The sequence below is a fragment of the Streptomyces humi genome, from assembly GCF_001005085.2.
GTDB classification, from domain to species: domain Bacteria; phylum Actinomycetota; class Actinomycetes; order Streptomycetales; family Streptomycetaceae; genus Streptomyces; species Streptomyces humi.
In genome coordinates this window covers 1-24,125 of the sequence record NZ_LBMU02000089.1, presented here as the reverse complement: position 1 = coordinate 24,125, position 24,125 = coordinate 1, and the positions used below count along the sequence as shown (strand labels likewise).

22 protein-coding genes are annotated in these 24,125 nt (G+C 71.1%); 9 read left to right on the top strand and 13 right to left on the bottom strand.

Translation table 11 applies throughout. The annotated features are described in order from the left end of the window. Positions 1-17: 17 nt before the first annotated feature. Together AAW13_RS35405 and AAW13_RS35400 are read right to left on the bottom strand one after the other, a co-directional pair. A complete protein-coding gene (locus tag AAW13_RS35405; protein WP_046730339.1) occupies positions 18-785 on the bottom strand; it encodes a Pr6Pr family membrane protein in 768 nt (255 codons plus the stop codon). A gap of 63 nt (positions 786-848) precedes the next feature. After that, positions 849-1,775 carry a metallophosphoesterase gene (locus tag AAW13_RS35400; RefSeq protein WP_046730340.1) on the bottom strand — a complete coding sequence of 309 codons (927 nt, stop codon included), beginning with the start codon at positions 1,773-1,775 and terminating at the stop codon, positions 849-851. A gap of 94 nt (positions 1,776-1,869) precedes the next feature. Here AAW13_RS35400 and AAW13_RS35395 point away from each other — a divergent pair, with 94 nt between their 5' ends. Next, positions 1,870-2,337 carry a GatB/YqeY domain-containing protein gene (locus AAW13_RS35395; RefSeq protein WP_046730341.1) on the top strand — a complete coding sequence of 156 codons (468 nt, stop codon included), beginning with the start codon at positions 1,870-1,872 and terminating at the stop codon, positions 2,335-2,337. A gap of 244 nt (positions 2,338-2,581) precedes the next feature. On the opposite strand, the gene AAW13_RS35390 is transcribed toward AAW13_RS35395, so the two are convergent. Further along, a complete protein-coding gene (locus AAW13_RS35390) occupies positions 2,582-4,873 on the bottom strand; it encodes a transglycosylase domain-containing protein (RefSeq protein WP_046730342.1) in 2,292 nt (763 codons plus the stop codon). Positions 4,874-5,422: 549 nt separating this feature from the next. Here AAW13_RS35390 and wblA point away from each other — a divergent pair. Beyond that, positions 5,423-5,761 carry a transcriptional regulator WblA gene (gene wblA / locus AAW13_RS46470; RefSeq protein WP_063777071.1) on the top strand — a complete coding sequence of 113 codons (339 nt, stop codon included), beginning with the start codon at positions 5,423-5,425 and terminating at the stop codon, positions 5,759-5,761. A gap of 27 nt (positions 5,762-5,788) precedes the next feature. On the opposite strand, the gene bagB is transcribed toward wblA, so the two are convergent. Together bagB and bagA are read right to left on the bottom strand one after the other, a co-directional pair. Further along, positions 5,789-7,297 carry an ATPase BagB gene (gene bagB, locus AAW13_RS35375; protein ID WP_046730344.1) on the bottom strand — a complete coding sequence of 503 codons (1,509 nt, stop codon included), beginning with the start codon at positions 7,295-7,297 and terminating at the stop codon, positions 5,789-5,791. Continuing rightward, the gene (bagA, locus tag AAW13_RS35370) at positions 7,294-8,271 is read right to left on the bottom strand and encodes an ATPase BagA (RefSeq protein WP_046730345.1); all 978 of its coding nucleotides are present in this window, start codon (positions 8,269-8,271) and stop codon (positions 7,294-7,296) included. The genes bagB and bagA overlap by 4 nt, the downstream gene beginning before the upstream one ends. A gap of 107 nt (positions 8,272-8,378) precedes the next feature. Between bagA and AAW13_RS45225 the strand changes: the two genes are divergently transcribed. The 4 genes from AAW13_RS45225 (at position 8,379) to AAW13_RS35350 (ending at position 10,913) form a co-directional block, all read left to right on the top strand. Beyond that, positions 8,379-8,537, top strand: a complete 159-nt coding sequence (locus tag AAW13_RS45225) for a Sp36 family protein (protein ID WP_019992579.1) — start codon at positions 8,379-8,381, stop codon at positions 8,535-8,537. After that, positions 8,537-9,001, top strand: coding sequence for a RidA family protein (locus AAW13_RS35360; protein WP_046730346.1), 465 nt, complete (start codon positions 8,537-8,539; stop codon positions 8,999-9,001). The genes AAW13_RS45225 and AAW13_RS35360 overlap by 1 nt, the downstream gene beginning before the upstream one ends. 134 nt (positions 9,002-9,135) lie before the next feature. Beyond that, the gene (locus tag AAW13_RS35355; RefSeq protein WP_079179090.1) at positions 9,136-10,086 is read left to right on the top strand and encodes an NUDIX hydrolase; all 951 of its coding nucleotides are present in this window, start codon (positions 9,136-9,138) and stop codon (positions 10,084-10,086) included. Continuing rightward, positions 10,083-10,913: an MBL fold metallo-hydrolase gene (locus tag AAW13_RS35350; protein WP_046730347.1), complete on the top strand. Its 831-nt coding sequence runs from the start codon at positions 10,083-10,085 to the stop codon at positions 10,911-10,913. The genes AAW13_RS35355 and AAW13_RS35350 overlap by 4 nt, the downstream gene beginning before the upstream one ends. Positions 10,914-11,023: 110 nt before the next feature. Here AAW13_RS35350 and AAW13_RS35345 read toward each other — a convergent pair whose 3' ends face one another. After that, positions 11,024-11,893 (bottom strand): nucleotidyltransferase domain-containing protein, encoded by an 870-nt coding sequence (locus AAW13_RS35345; protein WP_240528827.1) that lies wholly within the window; start codon positions 11,891-11,893, stop codon positions 11,024-11,026. Between the two features lie 42 nt (positions 11,894-11,935). Then, entirely contained in the window at positions 11,936-12,610 is a 675-nt protein-coding gene (locus tag AAW13_RS35340) for a Crp/Fnr family transcriptional regulator (RefSeq protein WP_018547939.1), read from the bottom strand. Positions 12,611-12,884: 274 nt separating this feature from the next. Here AAW13_RS35340 and nth point away from each other — a divergent pair, with 274 nt between their 5' ends. From nth to AAW13_RS35325, 3 genes are all read left to right on the top strand, one after another. Continuing rightward, positions 12,885-13,964 (top strand): endonuclease III, encoded by a 1,080-nt coding sequence (nth, locus tag AAW13_RS35335; protein ID WP_079179089.1) that lies wholly within the window; start codon positions 12,885-12,887, stop codon positions 13,962-13,964. A 118-nt stretch (positions 13,965-14,082) separates the two neighbouring features. Then, positions 14,083-14,790, top strand: a complete 708-nt coding sequence (locus AAW13_RS35330; protein WP_240528826.1) for an NUDIX hydrolase — start codon at positions 14,083-14,085, stop codon at positions 14,788-14,790. A gap of 13 nt (positions 14,791-14,803) precedes the next feature. Continuing rightward, positions 14,804-16,003: a MarP family serine protease gene (locus AAW13_RS35325; RefSeq protein ID WP_046730350.1), complete on the top strand. Its 1,200-nt coding sequence runs from the start codon at positions 14,804-14,806 to the stop codon at positions 16,001-16,003. 25 nt (positions 16,004-16,028) lie between these two features. Here the strand turns inward: AAW13_RS35325 and AAW13_RS47135 are convergent, their stop codons facing one another. From AAW13_RS47135 to AAW13_RS35290, 6 genes are all read right to left on the bottom strand, one after another. Beyond that, positions 16,029-16,208, bottom strand: a complete 180-nt coding sequence (locus AAW13_RS47135; RefSeq protein ID WP_071659784.1) for a hypothetical protein — start codon at positions 16,206-16,208, stop codon at positions 16,029-16,031. A 127-nt stretch (positions 16,209-16,335) separates the two neighbouring features. After that, positions 16,336-17,256, bottom strand: a complete 921-nt coding sequence (locus AAW13_RS35315; protein ID WP_046730351.1) for an alpha/beta fold hydrolase — start codon at positions 17,254-17,256, stop codon at positions 16,336-16,338. Further along, positions 17,253-17,738, bottom strand: a complete 486-nt coding sequence (locus AAW13_RS35310) for a phage holin family protein (protein WP_046730352.1) — start codon at positions 17,736-17,738, stop codon at positions 17,253-17,255. Before AAW13_RS35310 ends, AAW13_RS35315 begins: the two co-directional genes overlap by 4 nt. 168 nt (positions 17,739-17,906) lie before the next feature. After that, positions 17,907-19,298, bottom strand: coding sequence for a Na+/H+ antiporter NhaA (gene nhaA / locus AAW13_RS35305; RefSeq protein WP_046730353.1), 1,392 nt, complete (start codon positions 19,296-19,298; stop codon positions 17,907-17,909). Between the two features lie 186 nt (positions 19,299-19,484). Beyond that, positions 19,485-21,443 (bottom strand): acetate--CoA ligase, encoded by a 1,959-nt coding sequence (acs, locus tag AAW13_RS35300; protein ID WP_046730354.1) that lies wholly within the window; start codon positions 21,441-21,443, stop codon positions 19,485-19,487. A gap of 184 nt (positions 21,444-21,627) precedes the next feature. Next, the coding region (locus tag AAW13_RS35290; protein WP_107483486.1) for a bifunctional SulP family inorganic anion transporter/carbonic anhydrase at positions 21,628-24,125 on the bottom strand (2,498 nt) is incomplete at its 5' end.

Below are 24,125 nucleotides of genomic sequence, written 5' to 3'. Positions count from 1 at the left end.
TGGAGACGAAATCCGGTTTAGGGGCGGCGGCCGACGGGGTTCGGGCGGGTGTGGTCCAGGGCTACCAGGAGGACCGCCAGGGCGTAGCAGGAGAGGCCCAGCAGGAGCGCGTTGGCCAGGGTGCCGCGGTAGCCGTGCTGCTCCGCGTCCAGGAACGGGTAGAGGTAGCGGCCCGGTGTGCCGGGGAGGAGCAGGCCGGCCCGGACGAGGGTGTACGTCAGGTAGGCCAGCGGGTACAGCATCCACGCCGCCGTCTGGCGCAGGTGGAGCCGACCGGGAGCGGTGAGGAACAGCCAGTCCACGACCGCCGCGAGCGGGGCCGCCGTATAGAGGAGCTGCAACGCCAGCCACTGGCCGTGCCAGGCCACCGGCGGGTGCGTGGAGCCCGTCATCGAGAACGGCGGGGTCGTGTGGCCCAGGAGCAGGTGGTAGACCAGCGCCGAGATCACGGCGTACAGCAGAGCCGCACCGGTCAGGGCCGAGGGCAGGGGGCGGCCCGCCTGCCAGGCGCGGCGGGCCGAGGAGAGGCTGACCAGGGTCAGCAGGATCGCCGCCTGGACGCCGAAGTAGCTCAGGATCCGGTCCGGGCTGCCCAGCAGCAGCTCCAGGGCCACGCCGGAGATCGCCAGCACGGCCGTCAGCAGGCGGAACACGGCGGTCACCGGGCGTGGCGTGGGGGCCACCACCGCCGTCGCGGGAACGTGCCCGGGCCACAGCACGGGCGTGCCCGGGACCGCGGGGAGATCCGGGATGTCCCTGGGTATCGGGGGTATCGGGGCCGTCATGCCCTCAACGTAGGAGGGCGATGCGGTCACGGCATTTCGGTGTACTCCGGGCGGGTTACGCCCTTACTCCCGCCCCACCAGCGTCAGCAGCGTCGCCTCCGGGGGGCACGCGAAGCGGACCGGGGTGTAGCGGTTCGTGCCGCAGCCCGCCGAGACGTGGAGGTAGGAGGTACGGCCCTCCGCCGTGTGCCGGGACAGGCCCTTCACCCGGTCCGCGTCCAGGTCGCAGTTGGTGACCAGCGCACCGTAGAACGGGACGCAGATCTGACCGCCGTGGGTGTGGCCGGCGAGGACCAGCGGGTAGCCGTCGGCCGTGAAGGAGTCCAGGACACGCAGGTAAGGGGCGTGCACGACGCCCATCGAGAAGTCCGCCGTACCGGACGGACCGCCGGCCACCTGTACGTAGCGGTCGCGCTTGATGTGCGGGTCGTCCAGGCCGGTCAGCTCGACCGAGACACCCTCGACCTTCAGGACGCCCCGCGTGTTCGTCAGGTTCAGCCAGCCCGCCCCGTCGAAGCCGTCCCGCAGCTCCTCCCAGTCGAGGTGGATCGCGCCGACCACCGGCGGGTTGCCGTTCAGACCGTGCTTGCCGCTCACCTTCTCCGCCAGGTAGCGGGCGGGGTTGCGCGGCTTGGGGCCGTAGTAGTCGTTGGAGCCGAAGACGTACGCGCCCGGGAACTCCATCAGCGGGCCCAGCGCGTCCAGGACCTCGGGGATGCCCTCCGGGTCGGACAGGTTGTCGCCCGTGTTGATCACGAAGTCCGGGCGCAGGCCCGCCAGCGATTGCAGCCACCGCTGCTTCTTGCGCTGGCCGCTCACCATGTGGATGTCGGAGACCTGGAGCACGCGCAGCGGGCGCATCCCCGGCGGGAGCACCGGGACCGTGACCCGGCGCAGGCGGAACGAACGGGCTTCGAAGCCGGCCGCGTACAACACACCGGCGGCGCCGAACGCCGCGATTCCCAGGGGTACTCCGTATCGAGCGCGCATATGACCATCGTGTCAGACGCGGAGCGGGCCCAGAGACCGGCGGGTGCCGAAATCGGCGGGCGTTCCTCGTGCGGCACCTGCGACAATCACATTCATGACCACCACGCTCAAGTCGAAGCTCCAAGAAGACCTCAACGCCGCGATCAAGGGCCGCGACGAGCTCCGCTCGGCCACGCTCCGGATGACGCTCTCCGCGATCACCAACGAGGAGGTCGCCGGCAAGCAGAAGCGCGAGCTCTCCGACGACGAGGTGCTGAAGGTGATCGCCAAGGAGGCGAAGAAGCGCCGGGAGGCGGCCGACGCCTTCGCGCAGGGTGGTCGCGCCGAGAGCGCCGAGCGGGAGAAGGCGGAGGGTGCGGTGCTCGCCGGGTACCTGCCCAAGCAGCTCACCGACGAGGAGCTGGACGGGATCGTCGCGGAGGCCGTCGAGGAGGCGAAGGCGGCGGGTGCCGAGGGGCCGCGGGCCATGGGCGCCGTGATGAAGATCGTGAACCCGAAGGTGGCCGGCCTGGCCGAGGGCGGCCGGGTCGCCGCCTCGGTGAAGAAGCACCTCCAGAGCTGACCCGCGAGTTCCCGGCCATACGGCCATGCCATACGGCCATACGGCGGTACGGCCATACGGCGGTACGGCGGTACGACGGTGGGGCCGCACCTCTGGAGAAGAGGTGCGGCCCCACCGTCGTAACAGAGGGCCGTAGAGGACCGTGAAGGACCGCGGAGGACCAGAAGCCCGCAAGCTCGCCGGACCGGAGGCCCGCAAGATCGCGGACCGGAGGCCCGGAGGCCCGCCGGTCCGCGGCGGGGTGTCAGCCCCGGCGGCCGCCGTTGCCGTTGCCGCCGTTCCCGTTGCCCTGGATGAAGCCGTCGGGGAAGGAGAACGTCGGGGTCGGGGTGGTGCCGCCGTCCGTCGTGCCGCCGTCGTTCGTGCCGCCGTCGGTCAGACCGCCGATGAGGCCGCCGATCAGGCCACCGGTGTCACCGTTGGTGCCGTCCCCGGTGCCGGTGTTGTCGCCTTTTCCCTTATCACCCTCATCCGGGATGTCGATGAGGTTGAAGGACTCGTCCGCCTTGCCCTCCAGGGCGCCCGTCATGGCGTCCTTCCAGATCGGGCCCGGGGTGTCGGCGCCGAAGACCTCGGAGTGGTAGACGCCGCCGATGGTGATGTTGGTCATCTCGACGTTCTGCTTGGCGCTGCCGACCCAGACCGCGCCCGCGAGGTTCGGCGTGTAGCCGACGAACCAGGCGTTCTTGCGGGCGTCCGTCGTACCCGTCTTGCCCGCGCTCTCACGGTCGTCGAGGCCGGCCTGCTGACCGGTACCGGAGTCGACCACACCGCGCAGCAGGGTGTTGATGGTGTCGGCGGTCTTCTCGCTCATCGCGCGCGAGCAGGTCGACTTGGGCACGGCCAGCGACTTCTGCTCGTTGCCGATCTTCTGGGTGATCGACTCGATGGCGACCGGCGTGCAGTACATGCCGCGGTCGGCGAAGGCGGCGTACGCGCTCGCCATGGTCAGCGGGGAGAGGCCGATCGCGCCGAGGGCGATGGCCGGGGTCTGCGGGAGCTTCGAGCCGTCGCCCTGGTGGACGTGGAGCGAGTCGGTCATCTTGACCACCGGGCACAGGCCGATGTCGGAGATCAGCTGGACGAAGTAGGTGTTGATGGACTTCGCCATCGCCTTCTTCATCTGGTACGGCCCGACCTCGGACTCGTTCTCGTTCTCGACCTGCTCGCCCGTCGTGTTGACCCACTGCTTGCCGTCGCACTGCTGCACGGGGCTCGGGTAGTTCATCTTGTACGGCGACGAGTACTCCTGTGTCGCCGACTTGCCGCCCTCGATGGCGGCCGCGGCCACGAACGGCTTGAACGTCGAACCCGTCGGGAAGCCGTAGTTGGAGCCGCCGTAGTCCCGGTCGACCGAGAAGTTGTACTCGGTCTCGTTCTTGCTGTAGCCGTACGGCTTCGACTGGCCCATCGCCAGGATCTTGCCGCTGCCGGGCTCCACCAGGGTGGCGGCGGCCGCGACCGAGTCGGACTTGTAGACGTGGTCCTTGATCGAGGCCTGCACCGAGTCCTGGGCCTGCGGGTCCAGTGTCGTACGGATGGTCAGGCCGCCCTGGTTCCAGAGCTTGGCGCGCGCCTCCCGGGTCTTGCCGAAGGTCGGGTCGGTGAGGAAGACGTTCTCGACGTACTTGCAGAAGAACCCGGCGCCCTTGGTGGCGGTGATGCAGCCGTTCTTGGGCTGGGTGACATGCAGGCCGAGCGGTGCTTCCTTGGCCTTGTCGGCCTCCGCCTGGGAGATGTCGCCGAGCTGTGCCATGCGCTCCAGCACGGTGTTGCGCCGCTTGGTGGCCTCGGCCTCGTCGTTGACCGGGTCGTAGCGGCTCGGTGACTGGACGATGCCGGCCAGCAGGGCCGACTGCTCCAGGGTCAGGTCCTTGGCGTGCTTGGAGAAGTAGCGCTGGGAGGCGGCCTCGACGCCGTAGGCCTGCTCGCCGAAGAAGGTGATGTTCAGGTAGTTCTCGAGGATCTTCTTCTTGCCGAGCTTCTCCTCCAGCTGGATCGCGTACTTCAGCTCCTTGACCTTGCGGCCCAGGGTCTGCTGGGTGGCCTCGGCGACCTTGGTCGGGTCGTCGCCGGCCTCCTCGATGAAGTAGTTCTTCACCAGCTGCTGGGTGAGCGTGGACGCGCCCTGGGCGACGCCGCCGCTCTGCGCGTTCTTGTTCAGCGCCCGCAGCACGCCCTTCAGGTCGATGGCGCCGTGCTGGTAGTAGCGCGAGTCCTCGATCGCGACGATCGCCTTCTGCATGTACGGCGAGATGTCCTTGAGGTCCACCACCGTGCGGTCACGGGAGTAGACCTGGGCGATCTGGTTGCCCTTGCTGTCGAGGATCCTGGTGCGCTGACTGAGCTGCGGGCTCTTCAGGTTGGCCGGGATCTCGTCGAAGCCCTGGACCGAACCCTTGGCCGCGAGACCCAGGGCGCCGGCCGCGGGCAGCGCGATGCCCGCCATCACGGCTCCCGCGAGCACGCTGACACCGAGGAACTTGGCGGCCTGCTGCGTGGCCGACAGACCACCGCCGGAGCGCTTGTTTGGCATGGGGGCAGCCTAATCCGTAGCGATGAGCGTTCCGGGTGAGCGGGCCGCCCTCGGGATGTTCGAGTGCCGGATCGTGACATACGGGACCAGGCCCGACGCACTGGGCGTGACGCGGCGCACGGCACGACGGCATGAACGGTCTACCTCGCCATTCGCCGGACACGCGTACAGGCCTTGGCCTAAGCTGCTCTCAACTGTCACAGCAGTGCGGCCACGTATCAATACGTCCGGCGACCCCGAATCGTTCCGGAACCAGCCCACTTTTTTTCGGGCGATGTGTTGATGGCGTGTCCGAATCCGCCTCGTGTGTCATCCGGCGTCCGTTGTGGCGCACCACGGCTGTCCCGCTTTGCCGGGATGATCACGCATGTCGTCAGCTCACTCCCGCGGGTGATCTGCCGCTTACCCATAGTCCGTTCGGGCCATTCAAGATTGGGCCCGAAGGGGGTGTTGCGCTGTGCCCACCTTCCGTAACGTCCTCAACTGGCGGCGGTGAATATGCCGCTGCCGCCGTGGGGGAGCCTCGATTCGGGAGAGGACGGCGCCGGTATGGGCTGGGTAACCGACTGGAGTGCGCAGGCTGCCTGCCGCACTACCGATCCGGATGAACTGTTCGTTCAGGGAGCAGCGCAGAACAGGGCCAAGGCGGTGTGCACCGGATGTCCGGTACGCACTGAATGCCTGGCCGATGCGCTGGACAATCGCGTCGAGTTCGGCGTGTGGGGAGGCATGACGGAGCGGGAGCGTCGCGCACTGCTGCGCAGGCGGCCCACCGTCACCTCCTGGCGCAGGCTCCTGGAGACAGCGCGCTCGGAGTACGAGCGGGGGACCGGGATCGTCCCCCTCGACAACGACGAGGTGTACGAGAACTACGCGGCCGTGAGCTAGCCGTGAGGTGAGCCGGACCGGACAGGTCTACGGCAGCTCCGGCCGGCCGGCCGCGAGCCGGTCACCGATGTCCCGCAGTCCCGCGAGGTCGTGCACGTCGCCGGGCAACGCGGCCACCTCCACCATGGCCACCTCGGGGTGGCGCGCGGTGAAGCGGTCACGTGTGCGCTGCTCGCGGGAGAGCAACTGCATGCGCTCGGCGTGCAGCCTCAGCAGGCCTGCGGTGAGCTGGTCGACGGTGCGGTCCGGGTTTTCCGGCGATGACGATGACGAGGGGGATTCGTCAGTCATGTCCGCAGGCCCTGACGAGGGGGATTCGTCGGGCCGGGACCCGGACGGCGCGGGCGCGGGCGGTTCAGAACTGCCGTACGTGTCGGGAGAGTTACGAAGTCCAGCTTTCCCTCCCCCCTGATCCACAATGCGGGACTCCTCAAGATTTTCCCCGGCCTCGTTCTCCCCGGCCTCGTTCTCCCCGGCCTCGTGATCCGCGGGCTGGTGATCCGCGGCCTCGAGATCCGCGGCCTCGAGATTCTCCGCGGCGGCGATCGCACGCTCGGCGGACAGCCGGTCGGCGCCGCTGCCGTGGACACGGTTGAGGACCAGACCGACCAGTGGCATGTCCTCCGCGGCGAGCCGCTCCACGAAGTACGCGGCCTCGCGCAGCGCGTCCCGCTCCGGGGCCGCCACCACCAGGAACGCCGTACCGGGCGCCTGGAGCAGCTTGTACGTCGCGTCCGCGCGCGTACGGAACCCGCCGAACGTCGTGTCCATCGCGGCCACGAACGTCTGCACGTCCTTCAGCAGCTGCCCGCCGAGCAGCTTGCCCAGCGTGCCGGTCATCATCGACATTCCCACGTTCAGGAAGGCCATGCCCGCGCGGCCGCCCAGCTTGGCCGGTGCGGTCAGCAGCCTGATCAGCTTGCCGTCCAGGAAGGAGCCGAGCCGCTTCGGCGCGTCCAGGAAGTCCAGCGCGGAGCGGGAGGGCGGGGTGTCCACGACGATCAGGTCCCACTCGTCCCGGGCCCGCAGCTGGCCCAGCTTCTCCATCGCCATGTACTCCTGCGTGCCCGCGAAGCCCGCCGAGAGCGACTGGTAGAACGGGTTGGCGAGGATGGCGGCCGCCCGCTCGGCGTCCGCGTGCGCCTCCACGACCTCGTCGAAGGTGCGCTTCATGTCCAGCATCATGGCGTGCAGTTCGCCGTCGCCGTCGGTGCCCTTCACCCGCCGCGGCACGTTGTCGAGCGAGTCGATGCCCATGGACTGGGCCAGCCGCTTGGCCGGGTCGATGGTCAGCACCACCACCTTGCGGCCCCGCTCGGCCGCCCGCAGCCCCAGCGCCGCCGCGGTGGTCGTCTTGCCGACGCCGCCCGAGCCGCAGCACACCACGATCCGGGTCGTCGGGTCGTCCAGCAGCGGGTCGACGTCCAGCACGGGCGCGTGCGCCAGCCGGCGCGCGCCGTCCTGGACCGGCTCCTGGGCCGGCTCCTGGGCCGTGTCCCGGGTCGGGTCCTGTGCCGGGTCCGGATCCGGAGTCATGACATCCCCTGTTCCCGCAGCTCGGTGGCGAGTTCGTACAGGCCCGCCAGGTCCATCCCCTCGGCGAGCAGCGGCAGTTCGTGCCGGGGCAGGTCCAGCTCGGCCAGCACCGCCCGCTGCTCGTGCTCCAGCGCGTACCGCTCGGCGTACTCGGCGGCCTGCGCCAGCAGCGGGTCCACCAGCTGCCCGGCCTTGCCGCCACGCCGTGCCCCGCCGAGCCCGGCACCCGACAGCGCCTGCGCCACGGCGGTGCGCGGCACGGTGCGTACGAGTTCCAGGTCGGCGGCGTCCAACACCTCCGGCCGGACCATGTTCACGATGACCCGGCCCACCGGCAGCCGGGCGGCCCGCAGTTCGGCGATGCCGTCGGCGGTCTCCTGGACCGGCATCTCCTCGAGGAGTGTGACCAGGTGCACAGCCGTCTCCTTGGACTTCAGCACCCGCATCACGGCCTGCGCCTGATTGTGTATCGGGCCGATCTTGGCCAGCCCGGCCACCTCGTCGTTGACGTTCAGGAAGCGGGTGATGCGGCCCGTCGGCGGGGCGTCCATCACCACGTAGTCGTAGATGAACCGCCCTGCCCTGTCCTTCCGGCGCACCGCCTCGCACGCCTTGCCGGTGAGGAGGACGTCCCGCAGACCGGGCGCGACGGTGGTCGCGAAGTCGATCGCGCCCAGCTTCTTCAGCGCCCGCCCCGCCCCGCCGAGCTTGTAGAACATCTGGAGGTAGTCCAGAAGGGCCAGTTCGGGATCGATGGCGAGCGCGTGCACCTCACCGCCTCCCGGCGCGACCGCGATCTTCCGCTCCTCGTACGGCAACGCCTCCGTCTCGAAAAGCTGGGCGATGCCCTGCCGGCCCTCGACCTCCACGAGAAGCGTCCGCTTCCCCTCGGTCGCGAGGGCCAGCGCGAGTGCGGCGGCGACCGTCGTCTTTCCGGTCCCGCCCTTGCCGCTGACGACCTGGAGCCTGCTCACGTCTTCGAGCCTAACCAGTCGGCCGGACACTCACGCGGGAGGCTGTGGATAACGCTGCTCACGGTCGTACGTCTGCCCCGTGCTCCCCAGCGGATAAAGTCGGCCGCATGACCAAGTGGGAATACGCAACCGTGCCGCTGCTCGTCCATGCCACGAAGCAGATTCTGGACACCTGGGGCGAGGACGGCTGGGAGCTCGTCCAGGTCGTGCCCGGGCCCAACAACCCCGAACAGCTCGTGGCCTACCTGAAGCGGGAGAAGCCCTGATGAGCGCCGTGGAGGCCAGGCTGGCCGAACTCGGACTCACGCTGCCCGCGGTCGTCCCGCCGCTCGCCGCCTACCAGCCGGCCGTGCGCTCGGGCGCGTACGTCTACACCTCCGGCCAGCTGCCGATGGTCGACGGCAAGCTCCCGGTCACCGGCAAGGTGGGTGCCGAGGTCACCGCGGAGGAGGCCAAGGAACTCGCCCGCACCTGCGCGCTGAACGCCCTGGCCGCCGTGAAGTCCGTCGCCGGTGACCTGGACCGGATCGCACGCGTGGTGAAGGTCGTCGGCTTCGTCGCCTCCGCCGCCGACTTCACCGGGCAGCCGGGTGTCATCAACGGTGCCAGCGAACTGCTCGGCGAGGTCCTCGGCGACAAGGGCGTGCACGCGCGCAGCGCGGTGGGCGTCGCGGTGCTGCCGCTGGACGCGCCGGTCGAGGTCGAGGTCCAGGTCGAGCTGGAGCCGTAAGCCGTAAGCGCTGAGCGCTGAGCGCTGAGCGCTGAGCGCTGAGCCCCGAGCGGTGATCTGTGAGCCGTGAGCCGTGACGGGAACGCCACAGGCCACCCCTCGAACATTCGCGCACCAGGGGATAGCCTCCGGTAATGGCCGATGGACAGTGGTATCCCCCGGAGTGGCCGGACCGCATCCGCGCACACACGGAGGGCACCCTCGTACCGGTGCCGCCGAAGCGCGCGGCGACCGTGCTGCTCCTGAAGGACACTCCGGACGGTCCTGTCGTCCACATGCTGCGCAGACGCGCCTCCATGGCCTTCGCCGGAGGCGCGTACGCGTATCCGGGCGGCGGTGTCGACCCGCGCGACGACGACCACCAGGTCCGCTGGGCGGGCCCCACGCGCGCGTGGTGGGCCGAGCGGCTGGGGGTGGACGAGGCGGGCGCCCAGGCGATCGTCTGCGCGGCCGTACGGGAGACGTACGAGGAGGCGGGCGTCCTGCTCGCGGGTCCGGCCCCCGACCGGGTCGTCGGGGACACCACCGGGGACGACTGGGAGGCCGACCGCGCCGCCCTGGTCGCCCGTGAGCTGTCCTTCGCGGAGTTCCTGGACCGGCGGGGCCTGGTCCTGCGCTCGGACCTGCTGGGCGCCTGGACGCGCTGGATCACCCCGGAGTTCGAGACCCGCCGCTACGACACCTGGTTCTTCGTCGCCGCCCTGCCCGCGGGCCAGCGCACCCGCAACGCCTCCACGGAGGCCGACCGTACGGTCTGGATCCGCCCCGCGGCGGCCGCCGCCGGCTACGACCGGGGCGAACTGCTGATGATGCCGCCCACCATCGCGACCCTGCGCCAGCTCACGCCGTACGCCACCGCCGCCGAGACGCTCGCGGTGGCCCCCGCGCGGGACATGACGCCGGTACTGGCGCGGGCCCGCCTCCAGGACGGCGAGATCGTCCTGACCTGGCCGGGCCACGACGAGTTCACCAAGCACATAGCGACCGCCCCCACGGCGGAACCCATCGCAGGACCCGTCGCGGGAACCGTCGCGGGACCTGTCCCAGGAGCCGTCCCAGGTCCCGTCGCAGGAGGCCCCGCATGACGAACGCAGCAGCCCTGCCCGGCCAGCCGCGGGACGCGGTCCTCTCGGGGCCGGCCACCGCGCGGGCCGTCAACGTGCTGGCGCCCAACGCCTCCGTGATGACCCTGGACGGCACCAACACCTGGATAGTCGCCGAACCCGACTCCGACCTGGCCGTGGTGATCGACCCGGGCCCCCTGGACGAGGACCACCTGCGCGCGGTCGTGGACACCGCGGAGAAGGCCGGCAGACGCGTCGCCCTCACCCTGCTCACCCACGGTCACCCGGACCACGCCGAGGGCGCCGTGCGCTTCGCGGAACTGACCGGCACGCGCGTGCGTGCCCTCGACCCGGCGCTCCGGCTCGGCGACGAGGGCCTCGCCGCCGGTGACGTGATCACGACCGGCGGACTGGACCTGCGGGTCGTCCCCACGCCTGGCCACACCGCCGACTCGCTCTGCTTCCACCTCCCGGCCGACCGCGCGGTCCTCACCGGCGACACCGTCCTGGGACGCGGCACGACGGTGGTGGCGCACCCGGACGGCCGCCTCGGCGACTACCTGGACTCGCTGCGGCGGCTGCGCTCGCTGACGGTCGACGACGGCGTGCACACCGTCCTGCCGGGCCACGGTCCGGTCCTGGAGGACGCCCAGGGCGCCGTGGAGTTCTACCTGGCCCACCGCGCCCACCGGCTCGCGCAGGTGGAGACGGCCGTCGAGAACGGCCACCGGGGCCCCGCCGAGGTCGTCGCCCACGTCTACGCCGACGTGGACCGCTCCCTGTGGCCCGCGGCGGAGCTGTCGGTACGGGCCCAGCTGGAGTACCTCAGCGAACACGGGCTGATCTGACCGAGGGCCCGTGAAGGCCGCAGGTGGCCCCGGCGGTCGCGGTGGGGTCGTGGGGGTCGCGGTGGGGTCGCGGGGGTTCCGGTGGCGCGGTGGTCGCGGGGGTCCTGGGGTCAGTCCCAGCCGGGCGGCCTCGGGGTCTTCACGCCGTGCACGCGCGCGTACTCGTCCGCGAGCCAGGGGCCGAGGTCGTCCACGTACGACCGCAGGACCGCCCGGTCACCGACCGGCTCGTACCCCGACTCGGCCGCCCGGCGCAGCTGTTCGCCGCGGTCCGGGTAGTAGCCGGCGAACGCCTCCGCCATCTCCCGCAGGTCGCTCGTCCAGCCGTTCCAGCGGGGCATGACGAGGGTGAAGCCGGTGCGGACCAGGTGCCGTGACATGAAGCGCACCAGGGGCCGCAGGGCCTCCTCGGTGCCCTCGGTGCCCTCGGTGCCCTCGGTGCCCTCGGTGCCCTCGGCGGCCGCGATCCGGTCCCGCCAGCGCGGCAGGAGCCGTGCCAGGTCGCCGTTGGTCTCGCGGGCGAGCAGGGAGTCGGGGCGGTAGCGGGGCAGGAACTCGGCGAGATCCTCCCCGAGCAGCGGAGTGCACTGACAGGCCACGAACCAGCCGATGTCGTACCGCTCCAGTTCGCTGAGCACCCGCGCGCGGGAGAAGAGCAGGGTCCCGACCCCGTCGATCTCGGGGAACTCCTCGTCCAGGGCCCCGCCCAGCGCGCGGGCCGTGGCCCGGTCGGCGTCGGTCGGCTCCTCGCGCAGGACGGCCACCAGGTCCAGGTCGCTGCGGCCCACGCGCGCGGTACCGCGGGGGATCGAACCGTAGAGGTACGCGCTGTCCAGCCGCGCCCCGAAGGCCGCCAGGAGCCGGTCACGGGCGGCGGTGACGACGGGACGGAAGACGGGCCCCACGCGCGCGTGCGAGCCCTCGCGCACGATGAAGCCCAGGGAGTCGAGCCCGCGACATGACTCAGGGTCCCGTCTCACGGAGGCGGAACCCTGAGTCATGTCGCGTGAGCTCTGCTCGGTTCAGCGGGACCGCTTGGCCAGCCGCTCGACGTCCAGCAGGATCACGGCCCGCGCCTCCAAGCGCAGCCAGCCGCGCTGGGCGAAGTCGGCCAGCGCCTTGTTCACGGTCTCGCGGGACGCGCCGACCAGCTGGGCCAGCTCCTCCTGCGTGAGGTCGTGGACGACGTGGATGCCCTCCTCCGACTGCACGCCGAAGCGGCGGGACAGGTCCAGCAGGGCGCGCGCGACACGGCCCGGCACATCGGAGAAGACCAGGTCGGACATGGCGTCGTTGGTCTTGCGCAGCCGGCGGGCGACCGCACGCAGCAGGGCGGTGGCCACCTCGGGGCGGGCGTTCAGCCAGGGCTGGAGGTCGCCGTGGCCGAGGCCGAGCAGCTTGACCTCGGTCAGCGCGGTGGCGGTCGCCGTCCGCGGGCCCGGGTCGAACAGCGACAGCTCGCCGATCAGCTCGCCGGGGCCGACGACGGCGAGCATGTTCTCGCGGCCGTCGGGGGAGGTGCGGTGGAGCTTGACCTTGCCCTCGGTGACGACGTACAGCCGGTCGCCCGGGTCGCCCTCGTGGAACAGGGAGTCACCTCGGGCGAGGGTCACCTCACTCATGGAGGCACGCAGCTCCGCGGACTGCTCGTCATCGAGCGCCGCGAAGAGCGGGTTGCGCCGCAGAACGTCGTCCACGAGTTCTCTCCTTGTCGACCTGCTCAGGGGATCTTGCTCCCCGTGGTACCAGGGGACCGTGCTCCCCATTTTGCCGGACCGTCCAAACAGTGTGATCTGTCACAAGGATGCCGCACCGGTGTCCCGAGGTAAGCGGCAGGGGTCCAATCGGGGGCTGATCTTCCGGGTCCGGGGCACATGTCGGTGCCGGGCTTTAGGCTGGCCGGGTGTCCAAATCGCCGGTGAGAGCACAGGCCAAGGGGGCTGGGCGGTGGCTGTACGTCGTGATTCCGCTATGGGCGAACAAGGGTCCGATGCCGCCCACAGCGAACCGAAAAATTCGAAAAAACCGGCAAAAGCCGTGAAGAAGGCGGCGGTGGAACAGGCCCCGGCGACAAGGGTCCCGGCGAAGAAGACGGCGGCGAAGAAGGCCGCGACGAAGAAGGCCGCGGCGAAGAAGGCCGCGGCGAAGAAGGCCGCGGCGAAGAAGGCCGCGGTGGCGAAAAGGGTCCCGGCGAAGAAGTCCGCGACCGCGACCGCGGCGGCCGTGGGTGGTCAGGCCGCCGCCGAGGCGCCGCGCGTCGCCGGGAAGACCGAGTCGCACACCGCGCTCGTCCGCCGCGCCCGGCGGATCAACCGCGAGCTCGCCGAGGTGTACCCGTACGCCCACCCCGAGCTGGACTTCGAGAACCCCTTCCAGCTCCTGGTCGCCACGGTGCTGTCGGCCCAGACCACCGACCTCAGGGTCAACCAGACCACCCCCACGCTCTTCGCCAGGTACCCCACCCCCGAGGACCTGTCCGCCGCCAACCCGGAGGAGGTCGAGGAGATCCTCCGGCCGTGCGGGTTCTTCCGGGCCAAGACGAAGTCGGTGACAGGGCTCTCCAAGGGCCTGGTGGAGCAGTTCGGCGGTGAGGTCCCGGGCCGGCTCGAGGACCTGGTCAAGCTGCCCGGCGTCGGCCGCAAGACCGCCTTCGTGGTGCTCGGCAACGCGTTCGGCCGACCCGGCATCACCGTGGACACGCACTTCCAGCGCCTGGTCCGCCGGTGGCGGTGGACCGCGGAGACCGACCCCGACAAGATCGAGGCGGCCGTCGGCGCGCTCTTCCCCAGGACCGACTGGACCGACCTCTCGCACCACGTGATCTGGCACGGCCGCCGGATCTGCCACGCCCGCAAGCCCGCCTGCGGTGCCTGCCCGATCGCTCCGCTCTGTCCGGCCTACGGCGAGGGCGAGACCGACCCGGAGAAGGCGAAGAAGCTGCTCAAGTACGAGAAGGGCGGCTTCCCGGGGCAGCGCCTCAAGCCCCCGCAGTCGTACCTGGACGCGGGCGGCAGGCCGGCGCCGCCGCTGGGCGCCGTACCGGGGGCATGACCCGGAGAACCAGGGACATGACCTAGGGACCTTCTGAGGGGCGACGGACGGAACGATCAAGGAGTCTTGGGGCGTTGGAACAGGCAGGCCGGGGGAGCAGGGCAGGACGGGGGATGCCGTGACACACAGCAGCAGGGCACGCACCGACGGGCCGCGCGCGAGCGTGGCCCTCAGCAAGGAGGGCCTGCCGGACTGGCTGGAGCCGGTGGTGCGGGCCGCCGAGACGGTCAAGCCGGTCCAGCTGAGCCGCTTCCTGCCGCCGGAGAACGGCACCGGCCGGCAGTCGGCCGTCCTGATCCTCTTCGGCGAGGGCCCGGACGGCCCCGAGCTGCTGCTCATGGAGCGGGCCGGTTCGCTGCGCTCGCACGCCGGGCAGCCCTCGTTCCCGGGCGGCGCCCTCGACCCGGAGGACGGCGACCCGAAGGCCGACGGGCCGCTGCGGGCCGCTCTCCGTGAGGCCGAGGAGGAGACCGGGCTGGATCCGGCCGGCGTCCAGCTGTTCGGGGTGCTGCCGAAGCTCTACATCCCGGTGAGCCACTTCGTGGTGACCCCGGTGCTGGGCTGGTGGCGCGAACCGAGCCCGGTGGGCGTGGTCGATCCGAACGAGACGGCGCGGGTCTTCAGGGTCCCCGTGGCGGATCTCACGAATCCGGCCAACCGGGCCACCGCGGACCACCCCAGCGGCCACCGAGGTCCGGCATTCCTGGTCGAATCGACCTTGGTGTGGGGGTTCACGGCCGGTGTGATCGACCGCTTGCTGCACTACGCGGGATGGGAGCGCTCCTGGGACCGCGAGAAGCTGGTCCCGCTCGACTGGCGGTCATGACAGGGTGATCCCCGTGAATGTGCTGGACATCCTGTTGCTGGTCGCCGCCGTGTGGTTCGCGATCGTCGGCTACCGCCAGGGGTTCGTGGTCGGCATCCTGTCGGTGATCGGCTTCCTGGGCGGCGGACTCGTCGCCGTCTACACCCTGCCCGTCATCTGGGACGCGGTGACCGACAAGGCCGAGGTGAGCACGACCGCCGCGGTGGTCGCCGTGGTCGTCGTCATCGTCTGTGCCTCCGTCGGCCAGGCCCTGACCACCCACCTGGGCAACAAGCTGCGCCGGTACATCACCTGGTCCCCGGCCCGTGCCCTGGACGCCACCGGCGGCGCGCTCGTCAACGTGGTGGCGATGCTGCTCGTCGCCTGGCTGATCGGATCCGCGCTCGCGGGCACCACCCTGCCGACACTCGGCAAGGAGGTCCGCAGCTCCAAGGTGCTCCTCGGGGTGTCCAGAGCGCTGCCCGACCAGGCCGACACCTGGTTCGCGGACTTCTCCGCGGTCCTCGCGCAGAACGGCTTCCCACAGGTCTTCAGCCCCTTCGCCAACGAGCCGATCACCGACGTCTCGCCGCCCGACCCCGCCCTCGCCAACAGCGCGGTGGCCACCGGGGCCAAGCAGTCCATCGTCAAGGTGACGGGCACCGCGCAGAGCTGCGGCAAGATCCTGGAGGGCACCGGCTTCGTCTTCGCCGACCGCCGCGTGATGACCAACGCGCACGTGGTCGGCGGGGTCGACGAACCGACCGTCCAGATCGGCGGCGAGGGCCGCAGGTACGACGCCAAGGTGGTCCTCTACGACTGGCAGCGCGACATCGCCGTACTGGACGTGCCCAACCTGCGCGCGAAGGCGCTGAAGTTCGCCACGAAGGACGCCGAGACCAGCGACAGCGCGATCGTCGCCGGCTTCCCCGAGAACGGGTCGTACGACGTGCGCGCCGCCCGGGTGCGCGGCCGTATCACCGCCAACGGCCCGGACATCTATCACCGCGGCACCGTCGGCCGTGACGTCTACTCGCTGTACGCGACCGTCCGCCAGGGCAACTCAGGCGGCCCGCTGCTCACGCCCGAGGGCCGGGTGTACGGGGTCGTGTTCGCGAAGTCGCTGGACGACGCCGACACCGGGTACGCGCTGACGGCGAACGAGATCCGGCCGGACATCGCCCGCGGCCGTACCGCGAACCAGCAGGTGGGCACCGACAGCTGCGCCCTCTAGAACCCCGTCGGGGCCCTCGGAGGGATCAGCCGCGGGTGTGGCGCAGACGTACCGAGACCCAGCGGGCCCGGCGGCGCAGGATATGCGGAATTCCCACCCTGAGGTCCGTGCCCGGCAGCTGCGGGACAGCTCCTCGGTGAGGGTTCAGACCGCCCGTCGTACGGCGGTTTCGGGGTGCGTCACTGTAGTCGTGCGTCCAGCCCATACCCCGACGTCTGCCCCCGCCCCAAGGTCGATAACCGCCCGCGTGCGCCCCAATCGGCCTATGCGCGGGGCATGTGGCCGTTCGTAGAACAGGTGTGCAGATCCGGATACCGGGCGCATCGGCGCGGTCACCGATCGGGTTCGGGGTCTTTCAGCCAGTTGATCAGCTCGGTGGAGAAGGCCACCGGGTCCTCCTCGTGCGGGAAGTGCCCGAGCCCGTCGAACAGCCGCCAGCGGTACGGCGCTTCGACGTACTCACCGGAGCCGGCCGCGCTGCGGGTGCGGGTCACCGGGTCCAGGGAGCCGTGCAGGTGCAGGGTCGGCACCCGCACCGGGCGCTTCATCCGGCGGTTGAACTGGATGCCGTCCGGGCGGGCCAGCGACCGCACCAGCCAGCGGTAGGGCTCGATCGAGCAGTGCGCGGTGGACGGGACGCACATCGCCCGCTGGTACGTCTCCACCGCCTTGTCCTCGGGCAGCCGCGGCCCGGACCAGTCCCGGATCAGCCGGCCGACCAGCGCTCCGTCGTCGGCGGTGAGCTGCCGCTCGGGGATCCAGGGGCGCTGGAAGCCCCAGATGTAGGAGGCGGCGGCAGACTGCCGGCGGTCCCGGAGCATCGCCGAGCGCCAGCGTCGCGGATGCGGCATGGACACGACCGTGAGCCGTCGTACCAGCTTGGGGCGCATCGCCGCCGCCGTCCACGCCAGGTAGCCGCCGAGGTCGTGGCCGACCAGCGCCGCGTCCGGCTCACCCAGGGAACGGATCACGCCGGTGATGTCGAGGGCGAGGTTGGCCGGGTCGTAGCCGCGCGGGGTGCGGTCGCTGCCGCCGACGCCCCGGAGGTCCATGGCGACGGCCCGGAAACCCGCGTCGGCGAGTGCGGCCATCTGGTGCCGCCAGGCCCACCAGAACTGCGGGAAGCCGTGCACCAGCATGACCAGCGGGCCGTCGCCGAGCTCGGCGATGTGGAAGCGGGCACCGTTCGCGGCGACGTCCCGGTGCGTCCAGGGGCCCTCCGGCCGGATGGCCGAGGGTGCGGGATCCGTCATGAGGTCGAGCGTCCCACAGCCTCGATGGCCGGCACGTCGTCCCGGGGGAGTTCCGGGCGGGGGTGCGGCTTGGCGTTCTGAAGCACGCCCGCCGTCTCCTTCATCGACGCGGCCACCTTCTGCGGGCCCTGGCTCTTCTTGGCCTTCTTCGCGAACACCACGCCGACCAGCGCGAGGACGACGGCCACCAGGACGTTCGCCGCGAAGGAGAGCAGGAAGCAGATCGCGAGATTCCAGTGGCTCCAGGTCCGAATGCCGTACGCCAGTGCGAAGTTCAGCATCGGCAGGGAGAACAGCAGCAGCACGCCGGCCGCGGAGAACGCGCCACCGCTCGTCGCGCCCTTCTTGACGTCCTGCTTCAGCTGGGCCTTGGCCAGCGCGATCTCGTCGTGCACCAGCGCCGACATCTCGGCCGTGGCCGAGGCGAACAACTGGCCGATGCTGCGTTCGGCACCGACCGGGCTGCCGTCGGGTGCGCTCATCGCGGTCTCCCTCTGCGTACTTGTCATCGTCTTTTGTACCGTCTCGTCAGATCATGCCGGACGGCCGCCCTGCTCGCCTGCCCCGCCCGGTACTTCGGCAAGCGCGTCACACCTTCGGCACGGCCGGAGGACGGTCAGAGGGCGGCCGCCGAGCGGCCGGGGAAGCGGCTACCGGGCGGCTTTCCCGGCTGCCTTCTCGGCGGCGATCCGGCGGTGTTCGGCGGCCTTGCGGTCGTAGATCTCGGCCATCCGCAGGTGGTAGGCCGGGTCGTCCTGTTCGTAGACGTCCGGGATGCCGTCGCGGTCCTCGTCCCGCTCCTCGGCCTCGACCAGCCGGCGGTAGCGGGCGTTGCGTATCTTCAGCAGCACGGTGGCGCACAGGGCCGCGATCAGCGATCCGGTGAGCACGGCCGCCTTGACCTCGTCCGTGAGGAGGGCGTCGCCCTCGAAGGCGAGTCCGCCGATCAGCAGCGACACGGTGAAGCCGATCCCGGCGAGCGAGGCGACCGCGAAGACGTCGCCCCAGGCGAGGTCCTCGCCGAGCGACGCCCGGGTGAAGCGGACCGTCAGCCAGGACCCGCCGAAGATCCCGACCGTCTTGCCGACGACCAGCCCGAGGACCACCCCGAGCGTCTCGGGCCGGCCGAACACGTCCGCGAGCTCGCCCTTGGACACCGTCACACCGGCGCTGAAGAGCGCGAAGAGCGGCACGGCCAGCCCTGCCGACAGCGGCCGCACCAGATGCTCGATGTGCTCACCGGGCGAGTGCTCCTCACCCTCGCGGGTGGTGCAGCGGAGCATCAGGCCCATGGCGACCCCGGCGATCGTCGCGTGCACGCCGCTGTTGTACATCAGCGCCCAGATCACGAGCGCGAGCGGGACGTACACGTACCAGCCGCGCACGCCCTTCCGCAGCAGCAGCCAGAAGACGGCGAGGCCGAGGACCGCGCCGCCGAGCGCGGCGAAGTCGATCCGCTCGGTGAAGAAGACCGCGATGATCAGGATGGCGAACAGGTCGTCGACCACGGCGAGGGTGAGCAGGAAGGCGCGCAGCGCGCTCGGCAGGGAGGTCCCGATGACCGCGAGCACGGCCAGTGCGAACGCGATGTCGGTGGCCGTCGGCACCGCCCAGCCCTGCGTGGAGCCGCCGCCGGCCAGGTTGGTGAGGGTGTAGACGAGCGCCGGTACGGCCATGCCGCACAGCGCGGCGACCACCGGCAGCACGGCCGCCCTGGGGTCGCGCAGGTCACCGGCGACCAGCTCCCGCTTGAGCTCGATGCCGGCGACGAAGAAGAACACCGCGAGCAGGCCGTCGGCGGCCCAGTGGGCGACGGAGAGGTGCAGGCCGAGGGCGTCGGGGCCCAGGTGGAAGTGGCTGACGGTCTCGTAGCTCCGGTGCAGCGCCGGGATGTTCGCCCAGAGCAGCGCGGCGATCGCGGCGATCAGGAGCAGTACCCCGCCGACGGTCTCGGTCCGCAGCGCGTCCAGCACGAAGGTGCGCTCGGGCAGCGAGAGCCGGTCGAGGACCTTGCGGACGGGGGTGGTGCGAGGCGCGGACACGAGGGACCTTCGGTCGGTGGGCAGGACGGGACTACTTGCCGACCAGACTTCCCGGCACACCTTGGGTCACGCTGTTTTGCTTAGTTTACCTAAGGTGCCGAGGGGAACGCCAGGTGGATCTCACGGTAGGTGCAAAAAGGGCGCCCGGCGCGTTTCACGCCGGGCGCCCTTCCGGGGTGCGGGGGCTCAGTCCTCGCTGGGGGCCGCGGGGAGCTTCGCCTGGATGAGATCCATGACGGTCGAGTCCGTCAGCGTGGTCACGTCACCGAGCTGGCGGTTCTCGGCGACGTCCCGGAGCAGCCGGCGCATGATCTTGCCGGAGCGCGTCTTCGGGAGCTCCTGCACCGGCAGGACCCGCTTCGGCTTGGCGATCGGGCCGAGGGTGGCGCCGACGTGGTTGCGCAACTCGTTGACCAGGCCCTCGTCCTCGGCGTTCGCGGTGCCGCGCAGGATCACGAAGGCGACGATCGCCTGTCCCGTCGTCTCGTCCGCCGCGCCCACCACGGCGGCCTCGGCGACCGACGGGTGCGAGACGAGCGCCGACTCCACCTCGGTGGTGGAGATGTTGTGCCCGGAGACCAGCATCACGTCGTCCACCCGGCCGAGCAGCCAGATGTCGCCGTCGTCGTCCTTCTTCGCGCCGTCACCGGCGAAGTACCTGCCCTCGAACCGGGACCAGTACGTGTCCAGGAACCGCTGGTCGTCGCCCCAGATCGTGCGGAGCATCGACGGCCACGGTTCCGTCAGTACCAGGTAGCCGCCACCGCCGTCGGGCACCTCGTTCGCCTCGTCGTCCACGACGGTGGCGGAGATGCCGGGCAGCGGGGTCTGCGCGGAGCCGGGCTTGGTCGCGGTGACGCCCGGCAGCGGCGTGATCATCATCGCCCCGGTCTCGGTCTGCCACCAGGTGTCCACGATCGGGGTGCGGTCGGCGCCGATGTGCTTGCGGTACCAGATCCAGGCCTCGGGGTTGATGGGCTCACCGACGGAGCCGAGGACCCGCAGGGAGGACAGGTCGAACTTCGCGGGGATGTCGTCGCCCCACTTCATGAACGTGCGGATCGCGGTCGGCGCCGTGTACAGGATCGTCACCCCGTACTTCTGCACGATCTCCCAGAACCGGCCCTGGTGCGGGGTGTCCGGGGTGCCCTCGTACATCACCTGCGTGGCGCCGTTGGCGAGCGGCCCGTAGACGATGTAGGAGTGGCCGGTGACCCAGCCGACGTCGGCCGTGCACCAGTACACGTCGGTCTCCGGCTTGAGGTCGAAGACCGCCCAGTGCGTGTACGACGTCTGGGTGAGGTAGCCGCCCGAGGTGTGCAGGATGCCCTTCGGCTTACCCGTGGTCCCGGACGTGTAGAGGATGAACAGCGGGTGCTCGGCGCCGAAGGCCTGCGGGGTGTGCTCGGCCGGCTGCCGGTCGACGACCTCGTGCCACCACACGTCCCGCGTGTCGTCCCAGGCCACTTCCTGCCCGGTACGGCGGACCACCAGCACGTGCTCGACGTTGCCGGCCTTGCCGACCGCCTCGTCCACGGCGGGCTTGAGCGCGGACGGCTTGCCGCGCCGGTAGCCGCCGTCGGAGGTGATGACGACCCGTGCGTCCGCGTCCTGGATACGGGTGGCGAGCGCGTCCGCCGAGAAGCCGCCGAAGACCACCGAGTGCGCGGCGCCGATCCGGGCGCAGGCGAGCATCGCGACCGCCGTCTCCGGGATCATCGGCATGTAGATCGCGACCCGGTCCCCGGCCTGGACACCCAGCTCCACAAGGGCGTTGGCGGCCTTGGAGACCTCGTCCTTCAGCTCGGCGTAGGTGATCGCGCGGCTGTCGCCCGGCTCGCCCTCGAAGTGGATGGCGACCCGGTCGCCGTTGCCGGCCTCCACGTGCCGGTCCACGCAGTTGTACGCGACGTTGAGCTCGCCGTCCTTGAACCATTTCGCGAACGGCGGGTTCGACCAGTCCAGTGTCTCGGTCGGCTCCTTGGCCCAGGTCAGCCGGCGGGCCTGCGCGGCCCAGAAGCCGAGCCTGTCAGCCTTGGCCTCCTCGTACGCCTCGGCCCTGACATTGGCGTTCGCGGCCAGGTCAGCGGGCGGCGCGAAGCGTCGCTCCTCCCTCAAGAGGTTGGCCAGGCTTTCGTTGCTCACGACATCTCCCTTTCGCAGGGTGTCCCCGTGTCCGTTGTGTCCCAAGCCACACAGCTCATCAGACCTGGGGGGCCGGTGACAAGGGCCGTCGGAATATTGGTTTAGACCTGTCTGGGCGGGAAGGGCGCAGCCAGGTCGCCCGAGCCGGCCAGGACGGGACCGACAGGCCCGCGCCGGCCCCACCTCAGGCCGGGCTGGGCAGCTCCTCCGCGCCCGGCACCCCCTCGAACACCTTCACCTCGTCCTCACCTTCGTACCGGCCCAGCAGATACGCCTGCGCGTCACCCACATGGAAGTACATCCCGTGCAGCTCCAGTTCGCCGGCGTCCAGCGCCCGCGCCACCGAACCGTGGGCCCGCAGATGCTCCAGCTGCTGGACCACGTTGGTCAGGCAGAGCCGCTCCACCGCGTCCACGGCCGCCCGGTCCGCCAGCCGGACCTGGGGACGGCTGGCGTCGGCCAACCGCGCCAGACTCGGCAGACCGTGCCGCAGCCACCGCCAGAGCGGGGTCGTCCCCTGCCCGGAGCCGGGGACCGAACCGGGGCCGGAGTCTGAGTTGGGGCCGGGGCCGGGGCTGGGGCTGGGGTCGGAGTTGGGGCCGGGGCTGTGGTCGGAGTTGGGGCTGGAACCCGAGCCGGGCGCCGAGTTGGGGCCTGAGCCGGAGCCGCAGTTCGGGCTGGAGCCTGCGTCGAGGTCGAGGTCGAGGTCGGGGCCGGGGTTGGCGCCGGAGTCGGGGCTCGGGTCGGTCAGGTTCCGGGTGGCCTCGCTCAGGGCCTGCATCGCCCCGCAACCCGAGTGCCCGCACACCGTGATCGACCGCACCTTCAGCACGTCCACCGCGTACTCGATCGCGGCGGCCACCGAGTCGTCGCCGTTCTCCTCACCCGGAAGGGGGACCAGGTTGCCGACGTTGCGCACCACGAACAGGTCACCCGGACCACTGGAGGTGATCATCGAGGTGACGAGCCGGGAGTCGGCGCAGGTGAGGAAGAGCTGCGACGGGCGCTGCCCTTCACGCGCCAGCCGGGCCAGCTGGTCCCGCACGAGGGGGGCGGTGTCGCGCTGGAACGCACCGATCCCGCGGGCGAGTTCATGCCGGGCGCCCTGGAACCCGCCCTGCCGGCGTCTCGGACCGTGAGGTACGCGGACCTTCGGCCGATGGCCGTATTCCGGTGAGCCGACGCCCGCCCGGCAGCCGGTCAGCTCGGCGGACCCGCCCTGCGCGGTGTGGGCCCTGCGCCAGTCCCGAAGTGACTCGTACGCCGCGTGGTCCATGAACGAGCCGTCCAGCTCCACCACGGCGTGGGCGCCTCGGGGTACGAGATGCAGGACTCTGCTGAGCCGGGGGACCGCGAGGAACGTCAGCTGTCCTCTCACGTGTACGTGATGGATACCTCCCTTCTCTTCGTGCGTGATGCGGGTGCGGGCGAGGCGGTTCAGGGCGACGGCGACGGCCACGGCGACTCCGAGGACCACCCCCTCCAGCACCCCGACGGCGACCACGCCGAGCGTGGTGACGGCGTACACCAGCACTTCTCGGTGGCGGGTCACCGTGCGGATGTGGTGCAGGGACACCATCTGGATGCCGACGGCCATCACCAGGGCGGCGAGTGAGGCGAGCGGGATGAGATCCAGGACCGGGACCATCAGCAGCGCGGCGACCACTACGAGAACGCCGTGCAGCATCGTGGAGTTCCGGCTCACGGCACCGGAGCGCACATTCGCCGAACTGCGCACCGCGACCCCGGCGACCGGCAGGCCGCCGAGCGCCCCGGAGACGATGTTGGCCGCTCCCTGCCCCAGCAGCTCCCGGTCCAGGTCGGACCGGCCGACCCGGGACTGGGCGCCGGGGCGGCCGGCGACCAGCTTGTCCACGGCGACGGCGCCCAGCAGCGACTGCACGCTGCACACCAGCGTGGTGGTGAGCACGGCCGCGACGATGCCGAGCACCGGTCCGTCGGGCAGCCCGGCCAGCGCGTGGCTGCTCCAGGAGGGCAGGTCGACGCGGGGGAGGGTGAGTCCGGTGAGTGCGGCGGTGGCGGTGGCACCGGTGACGGCGACCAGCGCGGCCGGGACCTTGCGCAGCAGTTCCCCCGGTCTGCCGGGGATGCGGGGCCAGCCCAGCAGCAGGGCCAGGGTCAGCGCGCTCACCGCCACGGCGGCCGGGTGCAGGTTCGCCAACTGGGCGGGCAGCGCCCGGACGTTGGCGAGGACCGAGCTCTGTGGGTTGCCGCCCAGGACGATGTGCAGCTGGGCGACGGCGATGGTGACACCGATGCCGGCCAGCATGCCGTGCACCACCGCCGGACTGACGGCCAGTGCGGTGCGGGCCACGCGCAGGCAGCCGAGGCCCAGTTGGGCCAGCCCGGCGAGCACGGTGATGCCGCAGGTCGCCCGCCAGCCGTAGCGGTGGATCAGATCGGCCGTGACCACGGTCAGCCCGGCGGCGGGGCCGCTGACCTGGAGCGGGCAGCCACCGAGCCGCCCGGCGACCAGGCCGCCGACGGCCGCCGCCACCAGTCCTGCCTGGAGTGGGGCGCCGGTGGCGAGGGCGATACCGAGGGACAGCGGCAGGGCGATCAGGAAGACCGCGACGGACGCGGACAGATCGGCGCTCGCCACGGGGAGGCGGCGGCGCGGGGGCAGGGAGGGGGGCGTGGACGCGGGGGTGGATGAGGGGG